Source organism: Vibrio sp. OPT20, assembly GCF_963889365.1.
Lineage (GTDB): Bacteria > Pseudomonadota > Gammaproteobacteria > Enterobacterales > Vibrionaceae > Vibrio > Vibrio splendidus.
Map to the genome: position 1 here is coordinate 885,203 of NZ_CAWPOA010000031.1, position 24,963 is coordinate 910,165.

Consider the following 24,963-nt stretch of genomic DNA (forward strand, 5'->3'; position numbering starts at 1 on the left):
CTCCAAAAACGTTTTTGGACAAAACCGAGTTAGCCATTGTAGCTAGTTCGTTGTTGGGCATTTTCGAACTATGACGTTCGGACGATGACAAACTTCCCTATTGATACTTAACAACGTTAATCGGGAAAATATTTAATGTAAAATCATTATATTATGACGCCATCAGCAATAACTAAATTTCTAGTAGCGGCCAATTTTATTGGCCGCTATTAATTAAGATATGAGTGTAACTATATATAATTAAACTCATATCTTTACAATTACATTCTCACACCCTGCATCTAGAATTGATTTTGGATTCTGATCAAAGCCAAGATTTATTTTTGTATAAGAAGAAACATTTTTAGACAAAAAATCACTTAATGACCTATCAGTAATGTATTTATCAAGTTTGACCGCACCATTTCCTCCTAAATTAAATCCTTCACTTAAAAAGTGAGTCCATATACCATGTTCTAGTTCATGACAAGAATATGAACTCTGTCCTGGCTGACAAGATAGAAAAGTACCAAAACTTGGATGTTCACTTTTAAACAACTGAAAATCTTCACTATTCAAATCTGTAATCAATGCTCTTTCTCTATCATTTGTAAAGTTTTGAGCACAAGCATCGATAAACACTAAACCTGACTTACACTTTGACCTTAATAATGGGTCAAGTAAAATTTTACGTAGAGAAACGGCTGTCTCTGTAATATTAGTTGTATAAGTATCATATGTTGTAAGGAAGTTCGTTGTTCCATCATGGAACCCATGGCCGACATAATAGAAAACCAACCGATCTTTCTCTGATAGAGAATGAAATATATAACCAAGACCGTTCTCTAAATCACTTTTTAATGCGTCTTCGTTAAGATACATATAAATATTATGTTCTGACACCTCAAATCTTTCAATTAGCATGTCTCTAAAGAGTAAAGCATCATTTTTAGCGTATTTAACAGATGGAACTTGATTGCAATCTCTTGGCTTATAATCTTCAACACCTATAATAATAGCTACAGTTGTATCAAAATCAGCAATAGCTAATTGTTCCTTAGCTCTTGAATTAGATTCTTCTTCAATTATCGTCTGAGACCTTTCCCTTATGAATTTATCATTTCCTATCAACATATCTTCAGTTGATTTATCCACTTTAATAATAAATAAATTTTTTCCACACTCATGGACCCAATCATAAGTAACCTTTGGTAAAGGAGAAATCATCATTAGAGCTTTGTTAGTAATTTCATCCATCCTGAAATCTGTACTCAATCCTACAAATTTATTATCTGAAACGTTTTTTTGTATACCATAAACAAGTACCCCTCCTTTAGTATTTCCAAATGAAGAAATGATTTGAGCTACTTTATAAGGAGAAGGCGGTACAGCATCATATTCGAAATCAACAGATGTTTGTTTTTTAATTAATTCATCAAAATCATGCTCTTCGAATGAGAATTTATTTACGGGAATTCTATTGATTTTAGTTTCTTTGAGTAAATGACCAAGAGTGATTTTTTGAGGTACGTTAATACCATCTTCACACCAAAACTCAGCATCTACATATTCTAGAACATCAAATTCTGAAGTATAATATAGAAGTACTGCATCATTGTCTGAAGGCCTAGCAACAATCGTTAGATCTTGACCACACTTCTTTACTCCCCCTATGATGCTCGGAGCAATTTCATAATGGTCACTACAATCATATTCTGGAAACTTGCCTAAATACTGAATGATATTTTCAACAGCTCTTGATATTAGTGTTTCAACATAAATAAGTCTTTCATAATCAGCTGTAGGGATATGGAAAAAATCTGGAGATGTCCCATTATTAATAGCCATTTCAACTTCACTGAAAGATTTTACAATCTCCTTTGGAAGTAAGGATTGAACACCATTTAATTTACTGGCTACAACATTATTTTCTACTGCTATATTAGTCGATATAATAATACTCTCTTGTTCGAAATATTCTATTATTTCTTCAATATCAGAACACAAGATGAAGTTGAATTTTTTTTCATGTCCCATCAAATTAAAATATCGACACAAAATACTAGGAAATTGCAAGAGGACTTTATTGCTTCTCCATGGTTTGCTTACATATAGTTCATCCTCGTTAAGGTGGACATTGACATTTTTTGTAAAATTTATGCCTTCATATGTAATTTTAAGAGACTCAGCTTCATAAAGCTTCAGTTCAAAAAGCTTAAGATCCAAATCATCCAAATAAGTTTGATTTTTGTCATGCTCACTTTCACTCTTGATCCAATCCTTCAGAAATGGAAGACCAAGTTCTAACTTTGAACGTAATGTTTCAGAAACATCAGACTCTTCAACATTTATTTTGAAGTCACGTTGCTCCAATATTGTAATTTTAAATGCTTTCAAAAATGTAATAATGTTTTGATGATTCTTATTAGCCGAGTTTAGTGATATAAAATTAAATTGACCTTGGAATACCGCATCGTTACCATCTAAAAAATAATGTATAGATTTACAATCTACAAATTCTTGATTGGTATTGAGTAATAAACCCGAAGTAGACCAATCAGTTATAGTCTGAAGTTCTGAGCTTCCCCAATTCACACAAGATTCAATTAGTTTTTCGTAAACTAGTTGAATCCTATTAGAGTTAGTTGCTGTAATATTGTTATTATCGATAGATTCTATGGATATCTCACTCAATAAATATAAATAGTCTACTAGTTGAAGCTCGGTTTTAAACTTAAAGAAAGATTTCCAATCAGAAGATAGCTCTACACCATCAAATACAGGTAAATAATCTCCAGATATTTTTTTAATTTCATCCGTATTTAGAAATACGTTACATGATAGTTCACATTTCTTTGATAAAACTGGAATGATCCTTAATTTATTTACTGCCCATTGGACATAGTTATCTACCTTGTCCCCTGTTATCTGCCCTTGCATTCCTGAATTACCCCAAAAAGCAACAGTTGGTTTAGATAAATCTAGAACAGATATATTACTAATCACATCACTCCAAAACACCCTTGCTAACGAATAGTTATCAATTGTTTTATGAATATAGTTTAGATTTGAGATTTCTTTATATGAATCACTTATAAACGTTGAATAATATGGATTGAATTTTTTATCCTCTTCGTCAAAGTATTCTTTTTTATATCCAATCTCAACTAAAGTACTTTTATTCACCCGTTCTTTATGCTGAATATAAGTTATCCCATCAGAAACTTTCAGCAACTTAAAAAACCTTTTCCACTCATCCTTGTTAACAATACCGTCCATATAACTTTCGCTGATAAATACATCAGAATCTAACTCTTCTTCCAAATTAACCCGTGGTGAATAATCACTAGAAAGAAGACTACATTTTGCAGAAATGAGGTTTCCATTTTTGGTGAGCAACTTCAAGCCAGACAACTGCGAAAGTAGTTCTGATTTTAGTTCATCTTTATTATATAGATTAAAAAGATCTCTAATAGATTGGACTGCATTTTCTTTATTTATATAAGTATCTGAGTTGGGAATTAAGGTTTTGTGAATAAAACTGATGTCTGTTTTCTCAACAACACCAAGTTGCTCAATCCATACTCTCATATCGGGATGCAAAGTAAGCCATTTTTGTATTTCTTTATGCAGAAATGATAGTTCACTCTCGGGATCGTCCCAACTATTGTCATCAGAAGTAGGGAAATATATTTCTGATGGTAAATTTAACTTATTTTTATGATCAAATATAAATGGAAATTTACTTAACACTTTATTTGTAACACTAGTCACCGATTCTTTTTCACATAGGTATTTTAGATGTTTAATAAGTGCTATATTTTCATCGACTGAATGGTTGTGATAAAAACTAGGTGTTCTTAACAATAGAGGTAAATCATTCCATTCAAAGCTTTGCGCCCCAAGTGTTTTTAAAACACGTCCAAACCCCAAACCTTTAATCAAACTATAACATTGCAATCCATTAATATTGTTAGATTCACTTATAAATGACTTGATTTTTTCTTCACCAATAAATGATTTTTCAGATAGGTATGTAAAATCAACTATAGAGTCTTTTACTTTAACCCGTTGATTGCTATTTGTAATAACAAAACAAACATTTTCTATTGATTCTTCCATTCCAACGTTAAAATTCTTACCCAATTCATCATTAGGCAATTTCTTGGGTATTAATCTATATGCTTGGCATTGATATTTACCAACAACTAACTCTGAAATCCAGTTGAATATTTCACTCGCAATACGACCAAAGAGCCAATGATTCCATTTTGAATCGGCATGTAAGTGTTCACGGTTCGCATTAGTCAAAAAACTTGTATTAACTAGAACTGGAAATTTATACTTTGTTTCATCTGTAGGTAAATAAGAGTATACGACACTTTCATCATCTGACAGCTCTGTTATTCCATCTTCATTAACTTTAGCCGCTAAGGTTAGCTCTATACTTTTAGCTAATAGCAGTTTGTTGGGAATGTTTTTTTCATCAGCTAAAGCTAGCGTCAGTTCAGTAGGTATATCTAGGTCAACTTTATTTATCAGCCATCTAGAAATAACACTTCTATTTTTTTTAAGTTCGATTTCATTATTTGATAAATAATTTATTTCAATTAGGTTAGTTTCATCTAATTCAAATTTTATTTCAGATATACTCTTTAGGAATATAAACATTTTAACGTTTTCAGACAGTTCCTGTACAGCCAGAAGAGTATCGGTGACGTTATCAAGCTCTATTATTGTCGCAACATTAGCATCGACTTCCTGTAAGTATTGGTGAACAGACTCTGATACAGACTCACATTCAGTATATATAGGAATGATTTGCCATGGATGAACAAATTGACGATCGTTTAACCTCTCCCAATCTGCCTTGTTAGTATCCCACCTCCAATCAAACTCAAAAGATGCTTCAAATCGAAAATACTCGCCATTTGTATATACTGTAACTTTTTCTGATTGACCAAATACTGATTTGAACCCAATACCCTTATATCCTGTTTTACCCGAATCTGATTTTTTTGTTCCATTATTTACGTTGCAAAGACCTTTCACATCCCTTTCATCGAACGATTTTCCTGAATGCGCTACAACTAATACACCATCAAAAATTTTTATCCAAACCTTTACCTTACTTTCTTCTGTAGGTGAATCGTCTGCATTCTGTAACAATTCATACACAAATCTCTTGGAATCAGTGTATAAATCTGTTGAAAGTGCAACTAATGAACTAGCTTGATTAGTCGCTTGATCTGGCGTTGTGTAGTTTGTATTTTCGCAGAACAACTTTTCCACAATATTCTTTATAGACACGTTAAATCCTTCATATTGTCTTTCTTTTTTTTTTTACTTACAGAATGGCATTGAGCTAAGGTCATGCATCTTTGGTTAGAGTAACTTTGTCTTACGATGCATTGTATCATTTATACGAGATTGGTAGCACTGCTGACATTGGCCTATTTACGTAGTTACGAATACTCATTCATAACTGTTTTTTCACCTAGTAAACTGGTAATGCCTACAATTTTGTTGGTACTTTTATATTAGGACAAGTCGGTCATCGGTTCGTCCGATCTTTGCTATTGATAGGCTTCACTAACACATAACGGGGCACAAACGTGTTGGCGAAGAACATCAAACATTTGTGAACATCTACTGATGCTCTGGGCTGTCAAAAATACTAAGTAAATTCCCTTCGTAATATTCCACTTCAAAAACTTCACATAAACCACATCATGAATTCGAATTAGGTGTACACCGTTTAAAGCTGAGTATCTTTGTGACTGAAAAATCAGTGAAGCTGCTGCATGAAAGGAAGCAAACCATTGAGGGCGGCCGAGTTCCCCCCGAACTCGACCTGTTCCAGACGCGCAAGCAAAGGCGTTTGGTTTCTGGCGTACTCATAAATTACCCAATTTCAGTTTGTTGTGTAAATAATCAATAGCTTGCCAATTGATAGGTAGGTCGTATTTCGTTGTGCAAAAGCATAGAAATGAATGATGGCGAGCGTGATGCCTGAGTTCATGCAAGGAGGCTGGCGTATTGAAGCGAAAGGGCTGACACAATATGAAACTTGGCTTTCTAGTTAATAATATCGTTAAATTTAAATTTGTAGGGATTTATAACTAGCTAGTGGAGTGTGCTAGTTTTAAGAGTTGGTCATCTTTTATTCTGGTGTTATACACTGCTTTTGATTTTCAAGTTGGTTTTAGTGTCTGAATTATTGAATCTGACGGGATAAATGATTGTTTAATGTTGATTTGACAAGATCTTCAAGTATCCTTCATGTGAACAAAACGTTAAATATCGAAAGTAAATTAACAATCATTAAGGAGTCGATGATGTTACATGCTCACGAAAATACCCTACATATTACCCACCTCAGTAACCACGCGGTTGAGGAGTTGTCACCATCATTCTCTAAGCTACCAAGCACAGAGCATGCGGATGGCCAGTTTCGATTGAGAAGATACTCGGTGGTTCAATTCAGTAATGGACAAGTCGTTGAGCAAGACAAACATAACTTTGTTCAGTCTGAAAACATTAATCACTTTCAAGGTGACGTTGTTCGTCAGTTCGAGCCGATTGAAGCGAAGATTCTAAGCAGTGAAGGCATGCAAGAAATGTGTGAACTGTTTATTGAAACCAATGGGCTTGAAGACGGGCAAGAAATCGAAATCCATCAGATCCGCATTGCCGCCATTTTTGAAGAAACTCAGGTTGCTCCTGAAGGGGTTCACCAAGACGGTTTTGACCATATCGCTTTGATCGGTGTGAACCGTCACAACATTGTGGGTGGTGAAATCATGCTGTATCAAGACTCACATGAAGCGCCATTCTTTAGAAAGGTGTTAGGTGATGGTGAGGTTGCGATGCTGGCAGACAGTAAGCTTTGGCACAATGCACAACCGATTCGCACCATAGACCACGATGAGATGGGCTATATGGATGTGTTTGTTCTAACAGCTAAGGATGCGCGCAATGTCCTTCACTCTTAATGATGTGCGCCAACAGTTTAGTGCTTTAGGCCAATATCATAACGGCAAGCCTGTGACCTTTTTTGATGGGCCAGGTGGCTCTCAGGTGCCTGAGAATGTTTTAGCTTCAATGACCGAATACCTAGGGCATTTTAATTCAAACCTAGGCGGACACTATTTTTCTAGCCAAAAGACCACAAGTTTAATGCAGCAAGCGCGAGAAGCGGCGCAAGCACTGCTTAATGCGGAGTCTTCTGGCAATGTTGTGTTCGGCGCGAACATGACATCTCTGACCTTCCAATTGAGCCGAGCGATCAGCCGCGATTGGAAAGAGGGCGATGAAGTTATCGTCACGGCGTTAGACCATTACTCAAATGTATCGAGCTGGCAGCAAGCGGCAGACGACAAAGGCGCGATTGTTCGCCAAGTTCGCGTAGACGAGTCGGATTGCAGTTTGGATATGGCGCATTTTGAATCGCTGCTTAACGAGAAAACCAAGCTTGTCGCGGTGACGTTTGCTTCGAACACGACAGGCTCGATTGTCGACATGGCGAAAGTTATCGAGCTTGCACATCAACATGGTGCGCAGGTTTATGTCGATGCCGTTCATTACGCGCCGCATCATTTGATTGATGTTCAGCAACTGAATTGTGATTTCTTAGCGTGTTCAGCGTATAAGTTCTTCGGCCCGCATGTGGGCATTGCTTATGTTGCGCCTCAATGGCTACACACGTTAAAGCCTTACAAGGTTGAGCCTGCAACCAATATCGGCCCAGGCCGTTTTGAGACAGGCACACAAAGCTTCGAAGGCCTTGCCGGTGTGATTGCGGCGGTGGATTACTTGGCGCAGTTAGGTGATCCCGCCGATTCGTTGCGTTCTCGTTTAGAGCAAAGCTACGCACTTTATAATAAGCATGAAAGCCAACTCAGTGAGTATTTCCTTAAACGTTTGGCCGACCTTGAAGGGGCAACGCTTTACGGGAAAACCGAGTTTGATTCGAACCTAAGAACGCCAACGTTTGCGATTACCTTTGATAACCATTCTCCAGAGTTCATCGCCAAGAAGTTGGGTGAACATAATATCTGTGTGTGGAATGGACATTTCTACGCATTAGGTTTGGTGAAGCAGTTGGGTATTGAAGAGCAGGGCGTGGTGCGTATTGGGTGTATGCATTACAACTCGATTGAAGAGATCGACTTGTTGTTTAATGTGCTTGAAGGGATCTTACGAAGTAACTAGCACTTTAATAGCTACAAAATTAGAAAAGAGCATACTTCTCTCAATAATATTGAGTAGGAAGTATGCTCTTTTTGTTTGATTGAGCTTATTTGATCAACGCCAGTTATTCGAATAAGCCCTTGATTTAACTAAGACAGCTGCTTAACTAGAGTTGCACCTACTGCGTGCGCACTGGTTGGGTTTTGGCCAGTAATCACTCGCTCATCAACAATTACAAGCTCTTGCCAAGGTTGAACCTTGTTGAAACGCGCTGCGCTGCGAGCAAGAGACTCTTCCAATAAGAACGGAATGTCATTGATGGTGCCAAAGTCGATCTCTTCTTCACGAGTAAAGCCAGTCACCGATTTAGAGCTTAATAGCTTCTCGCCGTTGCTCAAAACAATCGGAAGCAGTGCCGCTGGGCCGTGACATACTGATGCGATCACACCGCCATCTTCATAATGCTTAGCTGCAATCGTTGCGAATTGCTCGTCAGTTGCTAAGTCAGAAAGTAGGCCGAATCCACCTGGGTAGAAGATAGCGTCGTAGCTTTCTACGTTAATTTGGCTTACAGGAATCGTGTTATTGATACGGTTCTGGAAGTCATCATCAGCCAAGATTTCTGCGTTTACTGAATCCCCTTCAATATCGGTTCCGTACAATGGGCCTTTACCACCCTTGATAGAAGCGATGTCGTATTCAAAACCCGCAGCAATGATCTCTTTGAGAGCATGAGTCAGTTCAGGCGCGTAAGTACCGTTCGCTTGATCTGTATCGCCTAGTGTTGCGTGGTTAGTTACAGGTATTAGTATTTTTTTCATGATTCGTCCCTTTGAGCACGTTTGTTTGGTTTCAGCGTTGTGGTTTTTATTTAGAAAACCAAAGTTTTCAATTTAGATACCGCTGTTTCGTTACCTGTAATACTAGTAGTAAACCATTTGAGTGATAATATACCGAATAGGCAAAACATTATTGCTATATAGCAATAGTCTGATGTGAATTAGTCGAATGTGAATTCGTTAGACGTTAACAGGTGAAGTATGGATAGCTTTGAAGGGATTAATGAGTTTGTTGCGGTAGCCGAATGTCACGGCTTTTCTGCAGCAGCAAAACAATTGGGTTGCAGTACCAGTCATGTAAGTCGCCAAGTTTCAAGGTTAGAAGAGAGAGTGGGTGTGGCACTGCTTGCACGCTCTACACGAATGGTGAGCCTGACCGAATCGGGTCACACCTATTATCAGCAGTGTAGAGATTTGGTCATTGGGCTTCAGCAAGCGAACGAGCAAGTCACTTCTCAACAAACTCAGCTTAGCGGTACTTTGCGTGTGAGTGCGGCAGGCGCGTTTGCAGAAAATCATGTCGCGGCGGCGCTGATGGAGTTTGCTAAAGAGCATCCTGAGCTCACCATAGAAATGAATTTCAATACCAAGATGGTTAACTTCATCGAAGATGGCATCGATTTCGCGATTCGTTATGGCCGATTGGACGATTCAGGATTGGTGGCAAGAAAGCTCGTCGATCGCCCGATGGCGGCGGCAGCCAGTAAAGACTATATAGAGCAATTTGGTACGCCAACTCATCCAGAGCAGTTAAAAATGCACAGCTGTATTATTGCCAACAGTGATCAGTGGTTATTTGAGAAAGAGGGTAAACCGTTGAATGCGGTGCGAGTGCATGGGCGCTGGCGCAGTAACAATTCGAGCGCAGTACTGAAAGCATGTGAAGAGGGGCTTGGTGTTGTCTACCTACCTAAGAGCAGTTTCAATGGTGGCCTTAGTAATGGAAAACTGGTCCCGGTGCTTGAAGAGTATTGGGGAGCGGGAACCAGCAGTTGGGTCGTATATCAAAACCGTCGTTTTTTACCCCAGAGAGCACGACTGGCGATCGACTTCTTAGTCGCTTACTTTTCGGATTGGAATGAATAACCGACAAGGTTTCAAGCTAACAGCCAACAAGATAGAAGTGAATAATGAACGGATTTGAAAAGAGTCGTGATTAGCTCTACCTACCTATTTGAAAGCGGAAAAAAGAAAAGCTAATGCTTACATAGATATACGTTATCTTTTTTTGTTTTTTGACGCGAGTAATAGGATTGAGATACTTGTCTACTTTTAGTGACTCGTGTTAGCGATAGAATTGTAGAGAAGCCTGTAGCAGTACGATATACTAGATACCATATTAATGCCCCTAACGCGTGAAAGATTGTGTGGAAGCGTTGGCAGGATGTGTTGTTATGCTCCAGTTTATGGAGTGTAGCGAGAGTGCGGAGTTGGCAATGTCTTCAATAAATTTCGAATCCACGTACGGTGTAATAACTATTCAAGATATGAATGTAGTTAGTGTTGACGCTAATTATGCTCGCATCTATGGATACCAATCACCCGAAGAACTACTTACTAATATAGATAGCTTCCTAGATCTAGTCTCAGAAGAATACCATGTTTTAGCCTATCAAAATTACCTTGAAACGATCAGTGGTCAACGCGATCCGCAGGTCCACACCTATGTTAATGTTGATCGCAATGGTCGAGAGTTCACAGTGTTCTCTATTGACCATGTGACAGAGTGGCAAGGTCGGCCAGCACTGCAAGTCACGGTGATCGATCTTTCCCCTGCGATTCAGCTACAAAATGCGGTGCGTGAACAAGATAAGATGTATCACGATATGATCATGCAATCCGGGCAGGGCATCTTGGTTCACCGAGAGTTCAAACCGCTGATGGTCAATCAATCGTGGGTTAAAATGCAGGGTGGTTCTTCCATAGAGCAAGTTTTAAAGCTGGACTCTATCCTTACATTGGTGCCAAAACAGAATACGGATGGCATCAGTAAGCACTATCAAGCGATCGTGTCGGGTGAGTTGTCGGGAACCAGTACTGTGGTCGAAAACATTGGGTTCGATGGCATTCATCGATTCTTCAATATTTACGATAATGCGATTACTTGGCAAGGTCAGCCGGCCGTTCAGGTTGTGCTCGAAGATGTGACTCAAAAGGTGATGTTGGAAAAGCAATTGGTTCATCAAGCGAATTACGATGAAATGACTGACTTACTCAATCGCAGAGCGATTTATGAGTGGTTAAGGGAACATATTGCCTCTGATACTCATGTCGTCAGTATGCTGCTTGATATCGATGACTTCAAATCGATCAATGATACTTACGGCCATATGGTGGGCGATGAGGTTATTTGCGCATTGGCTAACATTACTAAACGTAATGTTGAGAGCGTGGGTGGTGTGGCAGGCCGCTGGGGTGGAGAAGAGTTTATTCTCTTTATTCCCAATGCGTCACCTAACGTTTCGCGAGAAGTTTCTGATCAGATCCGACAGCAATTTAATCAGGTCGAGTTCAAAGTGGGCGAACAGATTCGTTTTAATGTGAGTGTGAGTATCGGAGTGAGTGATAGTCGATCTTGCGAAGGAAAAGTGTCCATCGATGCACTCGTCAACCTCACAGACCAATCTTTGTATCGAGCCAAAGCGAATGGAAAGAACTGCGTGTGTGGAGAAGTGTTTGCCAACGATATAAGCCAAGCATTACCGCACTAAACGACTTCAATCTATTGAGTAAACTCGATCAATTTAGCACACCCAATCAATTTAGAGCATAAGCAATAAATCTAGAAGCATAAAAAATAAAGCTAACTAGGGAGTCACCCCGTTATAATGTCTGGTCATGAGACAAAAATGCCCTCAAGCAATTGCTGAGGGCATTTTAGTTTTAGCTCATCAAAGCCGTTTCGCTTTCACCGATCAAAGCCGTTTAGCTTTGGTTGATCAAAACAGCGATTGGCTTACTAAGCAGAAACTTCTACTTCGTAAGAGCCAAATTTACGGATGTTAATCACACCAGTATCCAAGATAAGGTATTGGCCTTTAATACCTTGCAGCACGCCAGATACTTCAGGGTTCTTATCAAAGTTGTGCGACACAATCTTCACCGGGTGCTGCTCAACTGGGTAGCTCAGTGAAGTGATGTTCTCACTAAGAATCTCGATTGCATCGTCGCCAAACTTCGCTCTGATCTCTTGAATCTTATCTTCTACTAGTGGCAAGAGTTCTTTGGCTTTTTCTACCAACTCCATATCGTCACCGTCGCCTTTTAGCAACGTGCGCCAGTTGGTTTTGTCGGCAATGTGTTTGGCTAACTCAACTTCAATCAGGCCAGAAATCTGACGAGTTTTCACTTTCAAGATTGGTAGGCCTTGAGTAGCACCTTGGTCAATCCAGCGAGTCGGGATTTGAGTATGACGAGTGATACCCACTTTAAGGCTTGATGTGTTCGATAGGTAAACGAAGTGATCAACCATGCAGTTCGCTTCGCCCCATTCAGGCTCACGACAAGTACCTTCATCGTAGTGGCAAGTTTCTGGCTTCATGATGCACATGTCGCAGCTTGCTAGCTTTCTCATGCACACAAAGCAGTGGCCTTGAGAGTAGCTTTTCTTGGTTTTCTTGCCACACGAGCAGCAAAAAATATTACCGGTGTGAGTGAGGTTGATGGTTTTACCAATCAGAGGGTTTAGCTCTACAAACTCTTCACCGACAGGTAAACGGTAGGTAACCGCACCATCGAGCGAAGCACTCATTTTCTTGAGTGTTCCTTTTGCTAATAAAGACATGACATTACTCGTTGTATTTTGATTATTATTTCGTCGACTCGGACGCTCTGTAAGCAGGCGTTCCGGTTAACGATGATTATGCGATGAGTATAACAAATAGAGTCCGTTTTAATACGCAATATTACTTGATTATTGCGATGGATAATTGATGAGTAAACACTCGATTAAAATTATGGTATGACATTTTGTTCAGGCGTGATATAACGTTTTTTAGTAAATTATTGGCATTAAGATCACTAATTTACCTAACTTATTTTTTATCGTGAAATCCCAACTATAGGGACCTTAAGCCGGAAGCTTAGACGTGAAGTGGATCCATAAAATAGTCATCTTTTTAGTTATCACGACGCTGGCGATTGTCCAGTATTACCGTGTGAGCGGAAATCGTGTGATAACGGCAATTACGCCGGATAAATATGAGTTTATCGCGACCAGCGATCAAGTGGATAGGGGCGTCAGTACGTCGCAATTATCTTATCAAAATGGCCAGTATATTCTCGACTGTGAGCTTAAAAAGTCTGAGTACCCGTGGCCTTATTGCGGCCTATCGATTCGTATCAACCCAGACATTACCACTGGCCTTGACCTTTCTCAGTATCACACCTTTAGAGTCAATATTGATTACCATGCGGAGGCCGATTCTAGCGGTCGTTTGCGAACTTACCTGCGTAATTATAATCCTGCTTATTCGGTTCCTGATGACGAGTACACGCATAAGTACAACGGGATGGAGTTTTCTCCAGGAGTCGATGGTGGTGTGATTGAAATCCCGATCAAAAACCTGCAAGTAATGACATGGTGGTTAGCGGATAACGATATTGCGTTAGAGCACTCCGCGCCTGAATATTCGAACGTGAATATGGTTGAGTTTGCTACTGCGTCCGGGGCGAAGCTTGGCCATCATAGAATCGTTATCCGTAGCATTGAGTTTGAAGGCTCTTATATCACTGGCGAGAGCTTGTTCTTAATTTTGCTGTTTATCTGGGTGGGGACGGGCACCGTGTTCTTGATTTCAGAATTGCACCGTTCTAGGAAGCGCATGGTGCTTGCAGAGAAAAGACATCATCACTTAAAGAACGTCAATCGAGCACTGAGAGAGCAAAACTTTGAGTTTTCAGAAAAGGCTCATCGTGATGAACTGACTGGGATTCTCAACCGGCACGCGATTCGTGATTGGCTAAAAATGCAGTCTCAGCAGGTAAAACAGGGGCATGGAAAGCTGAGTATGTTGTATCTCGATATTGACTACTTCAAGAGCGTCAACGATAAATACGGACACCAAATGGGTGATCATATTTTACGAGAATTCAGCATGGTAGTCGGCAGTTCGATCAGCGCTTCCGACAAACTGGTGAGGTGGGGTGGTGAAGAGTTCATTGTTTTTTGCCCGGAGACTGATCTTGGCGAAGCACAAAGAAAGGCTGAGAAAATACGACTTTTAGTCAGCCAGCACCTTTGGGTTCATGGCGATCCACTCACTTGCAGTATCGGTATTGCTGAGATGAAACAAGAGCGGGTGACAGAGACCATTGCTCGCGCTGATGAAGCTCTATATCAAGCGAAGCATTCAGGCCGAAATCAGGTGATCTTGAGTCACTAATCTGAAAATTGCTTTGGTTAGTTTATAAGCCACACGTGCATATGTGACGTGTGGCATTTTTATGGGCGCTATATGAGTTTACCCTCTAGAGCCTTTGTTGATTTGCTTGGATAACATATAAAAAATGATTTCACTGTTCTTTAAATGTCTGCTTGGTGCGGCGGCTGTTTTGTTGATAGCGCTGCTGTCGAAAAGTAAGAGCTTTTACATCGCAGGCTTAGTGCCGTTGTTTCCAACCTTTGCTCTGATTGCTCACTACATTGTTGGCACGGAACAAACCATGGTGGAGTTACGTACCACGGCACTCTTTGGCTTGTTCTCGCTTGTGCCATACGCGGCTTATCTTGGCGCGGTTTATGTGTTCAGTTATCGCTACAATTTGGTATCGACGCTTTCTTTAGCCACTGTCGTTTGGGTTATGTGTGCTTCTATGCTGCTGTTAGGTTGGACGCGTTTGGTGCCAAGTGTGGCGTGAGAGCCAGATCTTAGAACGGTAATGAGTGGTTGGTGGCAAGTTGATACAAAAAAGGTGACAAGCTGACACAAAAAAGGTGGCGCGGGGCCACCAAAAGGGAAAAGCGTTTCTTGTTTTTAGATGCCCGTTTAGCTGGTTTTGTTAGTTAAACTGATCTTGCTAGTTAAACTGATCTTGTTAGCTGAACGGGTATTTTTGTACTGGTTGAGCCGGGGGAAGCTGCAACCAGATGTTTTTGAGGGGGGGCATTCCTATAAGCTCTTGCCTATAAACATAAGTCTATAGGGCGTTAGTGCTTACCAGAAGATCCAAGCGAACAGTGTTAGTACTAGGATACAAACTAGGTTCAACACCATACCGACTCGCATCATTTCTTTTTGTTTGATATGACCAGAGCCAAATACAATCGCATTAGGTGGTGTCGCGACTGGTAGCATGAAGGCACAAGATGCGGCAATCGCAATCAGTGCAGATAAGATAACAGGTGACATACCCAGCGCTTCAGCAATGGTTGCAAATACAGGGACAAGCAATGCCGCACTCGCTGTGTTACTCGCAAACTCCGTTAGGAATACCACGAACGCTACCACGGCTAGAATCGTAAGAAGCACGCCTGCTGTTTCTAAAAATCCGCTTAGTGAGTGTGCTAGGAATACGCTGGTTCCAGTCGCTTTCAGAATGTTACTTAAACAGATACCGCCACCGAACAGGATAAGCACACCCCAATCCGTTGTCTTCTCGACATCTTTCCATTCAACCGCTCTAGAAGCGCCAAGCAGTACAATGGCACCAATCGCTACCAAGCTATCAAACTTAGAGAATCCGCCAATCATTGCGTTGATTGGTTTTCCGAATATCCAAAGCGTTACGGTTAAAAGGAAGATAGACAGTGTGATTTTTTTGCTGTTTGTCCACTCTACAGGAGCGTGGTCTAGCTCAAATTTATGGTCGAGCTTTGGCTTAGTCATCACGTACAGGACAACCATTGTGATTGGCAATAAGATCATTGAGATAGGTAGACCTAGCGCCATCCATTCTGTGAAACTTAAACCAACTTCTGCGGCAGCAATTGCATTTGGTGGGCTACCCACTAAGGTTGCGATACCACCGATTGAAGCACAGTAAGCGATACCCAATAGTACGAACACGTAGGTGTTGCGGTCTTCACTTTGGTCAACCTTGTTCATGATGCCAAGAACAAGAGGAAGCATCATTGCTGTGGTTGCGGTGTTTGAGATCCACATGGATAAGCCTGCACTCACACCGAACAGCATGAACACGGCGACCGACATTCTGCCTTTTGCAATCAACAGTACTTTGTCAGCAATCGCTTTATCTAACTCTTGCTTGTTCAGCGCGGCTGCCAATGCGAAGCCACCCATGAACAAGAAGATGATTGGGTTCGAAAAGTTAGCCAGCGCAGCGGGCGTGTTGAATACACCAAACAAGACAGCCAATAGGGGAACGAGCAAAGCGGTGATGCTGACGTGAATCGCTTCTGTTAACCATAAAATGGCAACGAACACGAGAATACTCAAACCCGTATTCACTTGTGATTCGAAAGGAAGATTATTGAGCAAAAGTGCAAATAACGTGAAATTACCAATTAAGATCATGCTGTTGCGGGTAAACAACCAGTGTTTCAGTGTAGTAACAAGTGCCGTCATAAGACGCTCCTTTTGTTATCCTCGTTTTATTGGTGCACGACTTCATTGAGTCGTGCTTATTATTTTCGAGGTATATAGCTTGATGTAGGGTCAGACTTTGTTGGAAGAATGTTACTCAAGTTAATAAAGGAGTGTTGGTGTGTTTTTGCTTAACAATGGGGAAGTGTGAGGCAACAAATTCAAAATGTGTAGTTTTCTACACATCGGTCTCTGCTGGTTCTAAAATAGGGCTTGTTGTAGGGTCTACAACAGGGTTTACAGTGGGGTCAGTAATAGGGTTTGGAATCGGAAATGATTCCGGTTTTGGACTGGGTTGAATCGGCTCTTTAGGTCCAAGGAACTTTGGCGTTGTCCCCATAATATACAGATCAAGGAATGCTTTGGTGCGTGCAAACACTTCGCGTAAACGTATTGAGGTTCCCGAATGGTGAGTTGGTCCTGAAACCGCCAAACATTGCGCATGAATATCGTAAGAATTGGCGATGAAGAGCGCTCTTTCACAGTGGAATTTCTGAGTGATGATCAGAAAGTTATCAGTATCGAATATCTTTTTGGCGCGAACAATCGAGTCCAAGGTTCTAAAACCCGCGTAATCTAGATTGATGCGTTCATCGGGGACACCCGCTTTCAATAAGTCGCGTTTCATCGTCCACGGCTCATTGTAAGAGCGATGAGCGTTATCGCCACTCAGTAGAAATTGGTCCACTTTTTCACGATCGAACAGCTCAATCGCGGCTTCGATTCGGTGTTTATAATAGTCGTTGAGTGTTCTACCCAGATATTTGCTTGTGCCAAGCACAACCGCGACCTCAAGCTCGGGCACGTCATCAATATCGTAGATGATGCGATCTTCCGCTTGCCATGAAACCCAATAATCGATCGCAATAACCGCAGCGCTGCCAACTAAGAACACGAGGAAAGCGCCAAACAGAAAACCTTGCAGTTTTTTGTAAGCTTTTAATAAGTAGCTACGGAAAATGTGAGAATCAAATTTCACTCTCGGTATGGTCCTTTGACTGATCATTAATTTTTGAGTGCTCGATAATACCAAATAAAAATGAGAAAAATCAGTTAAAAAGACAAGACAGTGTAAAGAAAAAAGCCCCTGCAGTTGCAGAGGCTCTTGTAAGAGTATAGTTAACGCTCTTTATTCCAAGCGCAGTGCACTTTATTCAAAGTACAGCACGCTTTATTAGAATGCAGTACGCTTGTAGCGACGGTAAACCGGCTGCCAGAAGTGCTGGTCAATCGCTTGTTGAAGAGCTTCTTCAGTGATCTCTAGTGCAACACCCTGCTCAATCGCTTTCTTACCAACGGCAAGAGCAATCTTCTTAGATACGGTGTGAATCTCTTCCAATGGTGGAAGTAGCGCACCTGAACCATTGATAGCAAGTGGAGAACACGTAGCAAGCGCACGGCTTGATTCCATCAACATTTCATCAGTGATACGTGACGCATTCACAGCCAATACACCAAGGCCAATACCTGGGAAGATGTAGCTGTTGTTACACTGAGCGATTGGGTAAGTGGTGCCGTTATGAGTTACTGGCTCAAATGGGCTACCTGTCGCAACCAGTGCTTGGCCATCAGTCCAACGAATAATGTCGTTTGGAGTTGCTTCAACACGGCTTGTTGGGTTAGACAGTGGGAACACGATAGGGCGTTCACAGTGTAGGTTCATCTCTTTGATGACTTCTTTGCTGAACAGACCTGGAGCACCAGATACACCAACTAATACTGTTGGTTTCGCGTGGCGAACAACGTCTAGTAGAGAGAAACCAGTGCCGTCGCTTTCCCAGTCTTTGGTGTTTTCGTTGGTTTGAACGAGACGCTGTTGGAAATCAAGCAGGTTTTGCATCCCTTCTTGTAGCAGACCCCAACGGTCAACCATGTAAACTTGAGAGCGTGCTTGTGCATCGCTGATACCTTCAGACACCATTTGAGCAATGATAGCTTCAGCAATACCACAACCTGCAGAACCCGCACCTAAGAAGGTGATGCGTTGATCTGAAAGTTTGCTGTTTGCTGCTTTACATGCTGCAAGTAGAGAACCAACCGTTACGGCTGCTGTGCCTTGGATGTCATCGTTGAAACAACAGAGGCGATCTTTGTAACGCTCAAGCAGTGGCATTGCGTTCTTTTGTGCGAAATCTTCGAACTGAACTAATGCATCAGGCCAACGGCGTTGAACTGCTTGGATGAACTCTTCAACGAATGCATCGTAGTCAGCACCTGTGATACGAGGGTGACGCCAGCCCATGTACATTGGGTCAGCAAGACGTTGAGGGTTGTTTGTACCCACATCGAGCACGATAGGTAGCATGTAAGCTGGGCTGATACCGCCACAAGCTGTGTACAGTGCTAGCTTACCAATTGGAATACCCATGCCACCGATACCTTGGTCTCCCAAACCAAGAATACGCTCACCATCCGTAACCACGATAACTTTAACGTTGTGGTTTGTCGCATTGTTCAGTAGGTCATCGATACGATCGCGGTTCGGGTATGAGATAAACAGACCACGGCCACGACGGTAAATATTTGAGAAGTTCTCACATGCTGCGCCAACCGTTGGCGTGTAAATGATAGGCATCATTTCAGAAATGTGGTTTTGAACTAAACGATAAAAAAGCGTTTCATTAGTGTCTTGGATGTTACGAAGGTAGATATGCTTATCCATATCACTTTCGAAGTTACAATATTGCTTGTATGCACGTCCTACTTGCTCTTGGATTGTTTCGGTCGTTTCCGGTAACAAGCCTTCAAGGTTGAAAGAACTGCGCTCTTCAGCAGAGAATGCGCTGCCTTTGTTTAGAAGAGGGGTACTTAGTAGAGCAGGACCAGCATAAGGGATATATAGAGGGCGTTTATCGTTGTTCATTGGATGCCTAATATGGGAGAAAGGGTAACCGAAAAATGATAACGGTTTAGTTATTCAATTGTAAATAGTTTCCCTCCGATCTTTGCAAACAAAATGATATTCTTACCCATGTCCCACACTTATCGAATTCTAGCGCCATAATTCGTTATACTTCGCTCACACTTTTTCGCGACTCCTCCTTTTTATGTCATTACTTCCTATCGATTCTTATCAAAACGTATTCCACGAGCAAATCGCCAATTCTCACCTTGTAGTCGAAGCTGAAACCGGATCGGGTAAATCAACGCGTTTGCCACTTTGGGCTTCTCAGCATGGACGAGTGCTGGTGGTGGAACCAAGACGTATCGCGTGTACGTCATTGGCTAAATACCTCGCACAGCAATCGGGTGAGAAGCTTGGTAGCAAGGTTGGCTATGCGATTAAGCTTGAGTCGGAGTACAACGAGCAAACTAACGTTGTTTTTGTGACTCCCGGTATCGCGCTGCGTTGGTTATCAGAAGACGGATTAGCCAGTTTTGATGTGATTGTGGTGGATGAGTTTCACGAGAGACGCTGGGACATTGATCTGCTGGTAGCGATTCTCAAACAAAAAGAGAGCCATCGCTTGGTGATCACTTCAGCAACCATTGAAGGAGAGCGTCTTGCTCATTACTTGGATGCGAATCGAATAAGCTGTGAAGGCCGAACTTATCAAGTTGCTATTGAACACAGGGCGAATGAATCAAGAGCATTGCCCGATATTCGACATCTAGAGCAACGCATTGCTGAAGAAGTGAATCATCAATTGATCGCTTCACATGACGATATCTTGGTTTTCCTACCAGGTAAAAAAGAGATCGTGCAATGTGAACAAGCCTTGGCAAAGAATCCAGACATCCAAGTAGTGAAATTGCATGCGTCGGTCTGTGAAAAAGAACGAGATCTAGCGTTATCGGGTCGTAATATCAATACTGAAGGTAATGGCCTGAGAAAGGTCATTTTGGCGACCAACGTTGCTGAAACTTCGTTAACCATTCCCGACATTGGTGTGGTGATAGATTCAGGGTTAGAAAGACGCACCGTTCAACGAAACGGAAGAACCACACTGATGCTTAAATCCATATCACGAGCGAGTGCCAAACAACGAGCTGGCCGCGCGGGTAGGGTGATGGATGGCATTTGTGTGCGTCTATATGGCGAGCATGCGGCGTTAGAGTTAGTCACACCACCTGAATTGCAGCGTGAAGAGCTGACAGAACCTATGTTGGCCGCGGCATGTTGTGGTGCTCCGCTTGAGATCTTGTCCTTCCTCGATCCTATTCCTGAGAAGTCATTAAACAGCGCGACTCAAACCTTACTGACGATGGAGGCGATTAACGCCGACCATCAAATTACCGAGCATGGTAAAAAGCTGTATCCATTGCCGATTGATGCTTTGTATGCCGATATCGTTACTCGAATCAAAACCAAAGCCTTAAAAGAAGCGATGGTCGATCTCACAGCGGCGTTGTCCGTTCCTGCTCGCTTGTACCAATTACCAAACAATGCAGAACATTTGGAAGCGCTGGCTCAGCAAGAGAAAGAAGGGTGTGACTTAAGCCTGTTAGTTCAGATTGTTCGCGGTCGTGATTATCCGCATTTAGAAATCGACCAACAGGCACTGAATGAAGCACAAGGGCTGGCAAAGCAAATGCGTGAGGTGTTTGAACTTCCTCAGTTAGAAGTCGCGTCACGTTTCCAACGTATTGAGCTGCTTAAGACTATTGTGAATTTGCATCCTGAGCTGGTGTTTGTGCGCCGACTGAAGAGGAAAGAAGCCTTTGCCAATGGAGTGTTAGAGGCAGTACTCGGCCGTCAGAATCGTTTCCCGGACAATGCACAAGCGATGTTGGTGCTTGATACCCATAGTTTGCCGGGAAGAGGTGTTAAGCAAACACTGACCTTAGCGACGGTCACGGCACCTATTCCTCTTGAGCTTATCATTGAAGCTGAACTCGGAGAGTGGGAGCAAGGTGAAACAAGAGTAAATGATGATGGTGTCTTTACCGAGATGGCTTTGGTATACGCAAGCCGTACAATTACGACTAAGCTCGTCGCGGCTGAAGGGCAACTATCATTAAAGCCTATTGTCGATCTTGTGTTAAAAGGCGTCCAACTTCCCGGTTTTGCAAAGGTTCGCACTCAAGAAATCAAACACTGGCAGCTGTATGTGAAACTCGGTCTCGATGAACAAACCCAATACACACCAGAAATTGAGAACATTAACTTTGAGCTATGGTTGATAGAGCAGCTTGAGGTGCTAGGTGTCACTGATGTGAGCGAATTGGAAATGTTCGACCATGCAGACATACCTTTCCATGGGATTCCAAGTTGGTTCTATTCAGAGTTCTCTGAAAAATACCCGTTTGCACTGAGCCTTGCCGACTTACAACTCGATGTAGAATACTTGCCCGCGCGAAAGCTGATTTACGTTCACTATCAATCGGGTAGCCGAAAGTTATCACCAAAACGCTGGGAGCTGCCAACATGGTCTGGCTGGCGTATTCAATACAAAAAAGCGAGCCGGATAATTGATATAAAATAGATAGATAAGTTTTATCTCTAAAATATTAATCAAATAGGTGCATATATGATTATTCAGTGCTTATTTTGTTACAAAATTGATTTTTATATGCCTTTTTAACCAATCAAAAGGTCATAAAAGACTATTCTTCTATATCCTATTGCTATAAAGAAAGAGTTGATAGATATTGAGTATATTGTGTTGTCAAAGTGTCGGGGGACATCATGGAAAAACAGATAGAGACGCGTGTAGAGTTCGATTACACAACCTTTCTTGGCGCCTCATGCAGTAAAAAATGGACTTTTCTGGAAGCACTAACCACAATTGCGCCAGTATTCAGTACCGTCTGGCGAGATAGCATTAAAGAGCTAGCAAGCCCTGAAGATCGTTTATGGCAGATGGCATTAAAATCAATGTCGACGCGTAAAAGTGATGAGTCAAACATTGTTACCTTACTTAAGCTAGCTAGGCTGGAAGGGATCAATGAGCTCAAAGTTGTTATGCCATATTCTCTTGAAGAAGAGCAGATAGAGTACATCGAGACGCGCAGTCATTTGGTGATCGCCGAGAATACTGGAGAAGAGTTTACTATCAAGCTGTAATCTCTCAGTATTGCTTAGAGCTTAGAGCTTAGAGCTTAGAGCTTAGAGCTTAGAGCTTAGAGCTTAGAGCATAGAGCTTAAACTTAGAACTTAGAATATATCGCTTAGAAGCGAGCTCAAAGAATATTAAAAATCGCACACGTAAAAAGGGCCTCAATAATGATGAGGCCCTTTTAGTATCTGAAATTTGTGTTTAGAAGCTTTTTAGCCTTCTAGAATGCAATCAGTCAACTAGACCATAGTCAGCACGCAGTACATCGATGATTTCTTGCTTAGGGTTCTCGCTCAGTACGATCTCTGCACCTGTGATTTTCGCTGCGATATCAAGATAAGTACGAGACAGAGACATCAGTGAATCAAGAGGCAGCTCATTGTCACGAGCTAATGCTTCACGTTCTGGCATGCGTTCTTTGTTCAAAAGGATGTCTGCATCAGGGAAGTAGTTAAGCAAGAACTGACGGAAACCCTCTTTAGAGTTTTCAACGATGTTGCCTTTGTTGTATTCCTGAGTATCCCAAATGCGAGATGAATCTGGAGTACCCACTTCGTCCATGTAGATCAGCTTTTCTTTACCTTGAGCATCGTTGACGTAACCAAATTCAAACTTTGTATCTACAAAGGTTTGGTCGACTTTCGCGAGTGCTTGGCTAATAACGTTGAAGCCTTCTTTTAACAGCTTCTCGTAGTGCGCGATATCGCTTGCTTGAGTAAAGTTGAACGCTGCGAAGTTATCTTCGATGTTGTTACGCGAGATGTTCACATCGTCAGCTTCTGGAACACCAGGGATACCTTTCAAAATCCCTTTTGTGGAAGGCGTGATCAGTAGCTCAGGTAGCTTCTTGTCTTTCTCGAGGCCTTCAGGCATCTCGATACCACAGAATTCACGTTCGCCGTTTGCGTATGCACGCCACATTGAACCAGTAATGTATTGACGACAAATTGCTTCGATCATGACTGGGCGAGCTTTTTGTACAATCCATACAAACGGGTGAGGGATATCAAGAATATGACTGTCAGCAAGTCCGTTGTCTTTAAACAATTTGAACCAGTGGTTAGAGATAGCATTCAGAGCCGCTCCCTTACCTGGAACACCTTTAAGATTACCTTCACCACGCCAGATACAATCAAATGCAGAGATACGGTCACTGATCACCATGATTGCTAAAGGCGCATCTGGTGCTACATCGTAGCCTTTCTCTTTGATTAGTCGTTGACTATCTTCTTCAGTTAACCAGTAAACTGAGCGAACTTTGCCACTGTGGACAGGTTTATCAGTACGGATTGGTAGGTCATCATTTACGGCAAGAACTTGATCAGCAAGGCTCATTTAGACATTCCTATCTTTTATCAAACGTCATACAGAGAAGTGCGGTGTGCACATGATTAGACGGGCATTATACTCAATCTACTATTTCCTTCCAGATAAAAAGCAAACGATTGCTAAATCTATTGTTTAAATAAAAACCCCCGCCTAACAATTCGACAAAAAATAGGCGAATTGTAGGGCAGGGGAAGGCAGTATATTTGGACTGTGTTTTGGAGCTATGCTGTTAAGTTAACTTAAGTTTGTTAGCTAAAAGATTAAGCTATGTGTATGGGCTATGTTTTTGAGCCAACAATGTTATTAAGCCAACATGTTATTAAGCAAGGTGGCTTAGTGAATACGCTCTGAATTCGCATCCATAAAGAAGACTTCACACTGAAAGCGCATTCCTAATGTTCTTAGGTATTGCTGACTGAATTGATCAATCGATGCACTTGCCACAATCGCACTCGCATTCTTAGAGCGAATGGCTTTCTCGACGGTTTCTACCTCAGTCATCTGATGAGAGGCTTTCATATGAATAACTCGGTCGCAGCAAACATTATGTTGCTTCAGCTGCTTAGCGGATGGTCTCGGTGTTTGAGCGGTAAACAGTAGCCACTGATGTTGGTTGGACAGCAACGCCATTCTTGCAAATAACGCTTCCTCGTTTGAATTTTTGCTTTTACGAGAAACTGATGTAAATGCGCAGTGAACTAGCGGGCTAGAGTGTTGGGCTTTAACGTGTGCTTGAATCATTTTGCTGTCCTTATATACATGCTGTATGTGTATACAGTAGTTTTAGTTGCTTATAAGATCAAGCGTTTTTTGCGGGATTATTGGACGATTTTGTCTTAATTTATAGATTAAACATAATTAAGTTATTGAAATTCAATGATAAATTAAATTTGAATGAATTTGCTGTTTTGTCTCATAATTTGAAAAAATGTGAGCCTTATACAGGTGTATACAGTGGTTTTGACAGAAAAGTACTGTATACACCTGTATAGAAGAGAGAAGAGAGAAGAGAGAAGAGAGAAGAGAGAAGAGAGAAGAGAGAAGAGAGAAGAGAGAAGAGAGAAGAGAGAAGAGAGAAGA

General features: G+C 41.5%; 16 protein-coding genes. 8 read left to right on the top strand and 8 right to left on the bottom strand.

Annotation, left to right across the window (positions count from 1 at the left end; genetic code table 11):
• Positions 1–246: 246 nt before the first annotated feature.
• Positions 247–5,289, bottom strand: coding sequence for a sacsin N-terminal ATP-binding-like domain-containing protein (locus AACR09_RS05125; RefSeq protein ID WP_193836099.1), 5,043 nt, complete (start codon positions 5,287–5,289; stop codon positions 247–249).
• 1,028 nt (positions 5,290–6,317) lie between these two features.
• Here AACR09_RS05125 and AACR09_RS05130 point away from each other — a divergent pair.
• Both AACR09_RS05130 and AACR09_RS05135 read left to right on the top strand, forming a co-directional pair.
• Positions 6,318–6,974 carry a 2OG-Fe dioxygenase family protein gene (locus AACR09_RS05130; protein ID WP_004733405.1) on the top strand — a complete coding sequence of 219 codons (657 nt, stop codon included), beginning with the start codon at positions 6,318–6,320 and terminating at the stop codon, positions 6,972–6,974.
• Positions 6,958–8,193, top strand: coding sequence for a cysteine desulfurase-like protein (locus AACR09_RS05135; protein WP_193836101.1), 1,236 nt, complete (start codon positions 6,958–6,960; stop codon positions 8,191–8,193). The genes AACR09_RS05130 and AACR09_RS05135 overlap by 17 nt, the downstream gene beginning before the upstream one ends.
• A 128-nt stretch (positions 8,194–8,321) precedes the next feature.
• On the opposite strand, the gene AACR09_RS05140 is transcribed toward AACR09_RS05135, so the two are convergent.
• On the bottom strand, positions 8,322–8,993 hold the full coding sequence (locus AACR09_RS05140; protein ID WP_102489357.1) for a type 1 glutamine amidotransferase domain-containing protein: 672 nt from the start codon (positions 8,991–8,993) through the stop codon (positions 8,322–8,324).
• Positions 8,994–9,212: 219 nt separating this feature from the next.
• Here AACR09_RS05140 and AACR09_RS05145 point away from each other — a divergent pair, with 219 nt between their 5' ends.
• Both AACR09_RS05145 and AACR09_RS05150 read left to right on the top strand, forming a co-directional pair.
• The gene (locus tag AACR09_RS05145; RefSeq protein WP_061021593.1) at positions 9,213–10,097 is read left to right on the top strand and encodes a LysR family transcriptional regulator; all 885 of its coding nucleotides are present in this window, start codon (positions 9,213–9,215) and stop codon (positions 10,095–10,097) included.
• A 401-nt stretch (positions 10,098–10,498) separates the two neighbouring features.
• On the top strand, positions 10,499–11,722 hold the full coding sequence (locus AACR09_RS05150) for a sensor domain-containing diguanylate cyclase (RefSeq protein WP_193836211.1): 1,224 nt from the start codon (positions 10,499–10,501) through the stop codon (positions 11,720–11,722).
• 248 nt (positions 11,723–11,970) lie between these two features.
• Here the strand turns inward: AACR09_RS05150 and AACR09_RS05155 are convergent, their stop codons facing one another.
• Positions 11,971–12,795 (bottom strand): DUF2797 domain-containing protein, encoded by an 825-nt coding sequence (locus AACR09_RS05155; protein WP_017070245.1) that lies wholly within the window; start codon positions 12,793–12,795, stop codon positions 11,971–11,973.
• 304 nt (positions 12,796–13,099) lie between these two features.
• On the opposite strand from AACR09_RS05155, the gene AACR09_RS05160 reads away from it, so the two are divergent.
• Positions 13,100–14,395 carry a GGDEF domain-containing protein gene (locus tag AACR09_RS05160; protein ID WP_193836103.1) on the top strand — a complete coding sequence of 432 codons (1,296 nt, stop codon included), beginning with the start codon at positions 13,100–13,102 and terminating at the stop codon, positions 14,393–14,395.
• Positions 14,396–14,519: 124 nt separating this feature from the next.
• Positions 14,520–14,870 (top strand): GlpM family protein, encoded by a 351-nt coding sequence (locus AACR09_RS05165; RefSeq protein ID WP_004733411.1) that lies wholly within the window; start codon positions 14,520–14,522, stop codon positions 14,868–14,870.
• Positions 14,871–15,166: 296 nt separating this feature from the next.
• Here the strand turns inward: AACR09_RS05165 and AACR09_RS05170 are convergent, their stop codons facing one another.
• The 3 genes from AACR09_RS05170 to AACR09_RS05180 all read right to left on the bottom strand — a co-directional run bounded on the left by AACR09_RS05170 (position 15,167) and on the right by AACR09_RS05180 (position 19,418).
• Positions 15,167–16,537, bottom strand: a complete 1,371-nt coding sequence (locus AACR09_RS05170; RefSeq protein ID WP_017082762.1) for an SLC13 family permease — start codon at positions 16,535–16,537, stop codon at positions 15,167–15,169.
• A 196-nt stretch (positions 16,538–16,733) separates the two neighbouring features.
• A complete protein-coding gene (locus AACR09_RS05175) occupies positions 16,734–17,534 on the bottom strand; it encodes a SanA/YdcF family protein (RefSeq protein WP_029224433.1) in 801 nt (266 codons plus the stop codon).
• Positions 17,535–17,729: 195 nt separating this feature from the next.
• A complete protein-coding gene (locus AACR09_RS05180; protein ID WP_004733414.1) occupies positions 17,730–19,418 on the bottom strand; it encodes an NAD-dependent malic enzyme in 1,689 nt (562 codons plus the stop codon).
• A 184-nt stretch (positions 19,419–19,602) separates the two neighbouring features.
• On the opposite strand from AACR09_RS05180, the gene AACR09_RS05185 reads away from it, so the two are divergent.
• Positions 19,603–21,981 carry a helicase-related protein gene (locus tag AACR09_RS05185; RefSeq protein ID WP_193836105.1) on the top strand — a complete coding sequence of 793 codons (2,379 nt, stop codon included), beginning with the start codon at positions 19,603–19,605 and terminating at the stop codon, positions 21,979–21,981.
• A 203-nt stretch (positions 21,982–22,184) separates the two neighbouring features.
• Positions 22,185–22,562 (top strand): hypothetical protein, encoded by a 378-nt coding sequence (locus AACR09_RS05190; protein WP_004733416.1) that lies wholly within the window; start codon positions 22,185–22,187, stop codon positions 22,560–22,562.
• Between the two features lie 223 nt (positions 22,563–22,785).
• Here the strand turns inward: AACR09_RS05190 and AACR09_RS05195 are convergent, their stop codons facing one another.
• Positions 22,786–23,889 (bottom strand): phosphoribosylaminoimidazolesuccinocarboxamide synthase, encoded by a 1,104-nt coding sequence (locus AACR09_RS05195; RefSeq protein WP_004733417.1) that lies wholly within the window; start codon positions 23,887–23,889, stop codon positions 22,786–22,788.
• 327 nt (positions 23,890–24,216) lie between these two features.
• A complete protein-coding gene (locus tag AACR09_RS05200; RefSeq protein ID WP_004733418.1) occupies positions 24,217–24,624 on the bottom strand; it encodes a SulA-like leucine-rich domain-containing protein in 408 nt (135 codons plus the stop codon).
• Positions 24,625–24,963 lie beyond the last annotated feature (339 nt).

What these genes read in the sequence shown, in the direction of transcription:
- AACR09_RS05130 (WP_004733405.1), top strand. Translation starts at nt 6,318, where the DNA reads ATGTTACATGCTCACGAAAATACCCTACATATTACCCACCTCAGTAAC.
- AACR09_RS05135 (WP_193836101.1), top strand. Translation starts at nt 6,958, where the DNA reads ATGTCCTTCACTCTTAATGATGTGCGCCAACAGTTTAGTGCTTTAGGC.
- AACR09_RS05140 (WP_102489357.1), bottom strand. Translation starts at nt 8,993, where the DNA reads ATGAAAAAAATACTAATACCTGTAACTAACCACGCAACACTAGGCGAT.
- AACR09_RS05145 (WP_061021593.1), top strand. Translation starts at nt 9,213, where the DNA reads ATGGATAGCTTTGAAGGGATTAATGAGTTTGTTGCGGTAGCCGAATGT.
- AACR09_RS05150 (WP_193836211.1), top strand. Translation starts at nt 10,499, where the DNA reads ATGAATGTAGTTAGTGTTGACGCTAATTATGCTCGCATCTATGGATAC.
- AACR09_RS05155 (WP_017070245.1), bottom strand. Translation starts at nt 12,795, where the DNA reads ATGTCTTTATTAGCAAAAGGAACACTCAAGAAAATGAGTGCTTCGCTC.
- AACR09_RS05165 (WP_004733411.1), top strand. Translation starts at nt 14,520, where the DNA reads ATGATTTCACTGTTCTTTAAATGTCTGCTTGGTGCGGCGGCTGTTTTG.
- AACR09_RS05170 (WP_017082762.1), bottom strand. Translation starts at nt 16,537, where the DNA reads ATGACGGCACTTGTTACTACACTGAAACACTGGTTGTTTACCCGCAAC.
- AACR09_RS05180 (WP_004733414.1), bottom strand. Translation starts at nt 19,418, where the DNA reads ATGAACAACGATAAACGCCCTCTATATATCCCTTATGCTGGTCCTGCT.
- AACR09_RS05185 (WP_193836105.1), top strand. Translation starts at nt 19,603, where the DNA reads ATGTCATTACTTCCTATCGATTCTTATCAAAACGTATTCCACGAGCAA.
- AACR09_RS05190 (WP_004733416.1), top strand. Translation starts at nt 22,185, where the DNA reads ATGGAAAAACAGATAGAGACGCGTGTAGAGTTCGATTACACAACCTTT.
- AACR09_RS05195 (WP_004733417.1), bottom strand. Translation starts at nt 23,889, where the DNA reads ATGAGCCTTGCTGATCAAGTTCTTGCCGTAAATGATGACCTACCAATC.
- AACR09_RS05200 (WP_004733418.1), bottom strand. Translation starts at nt 24,624, where the DNA reads ATGATTCAAGCACACGTTAAAGCCCAACACTCTAGCCCGCTAGTTCAC.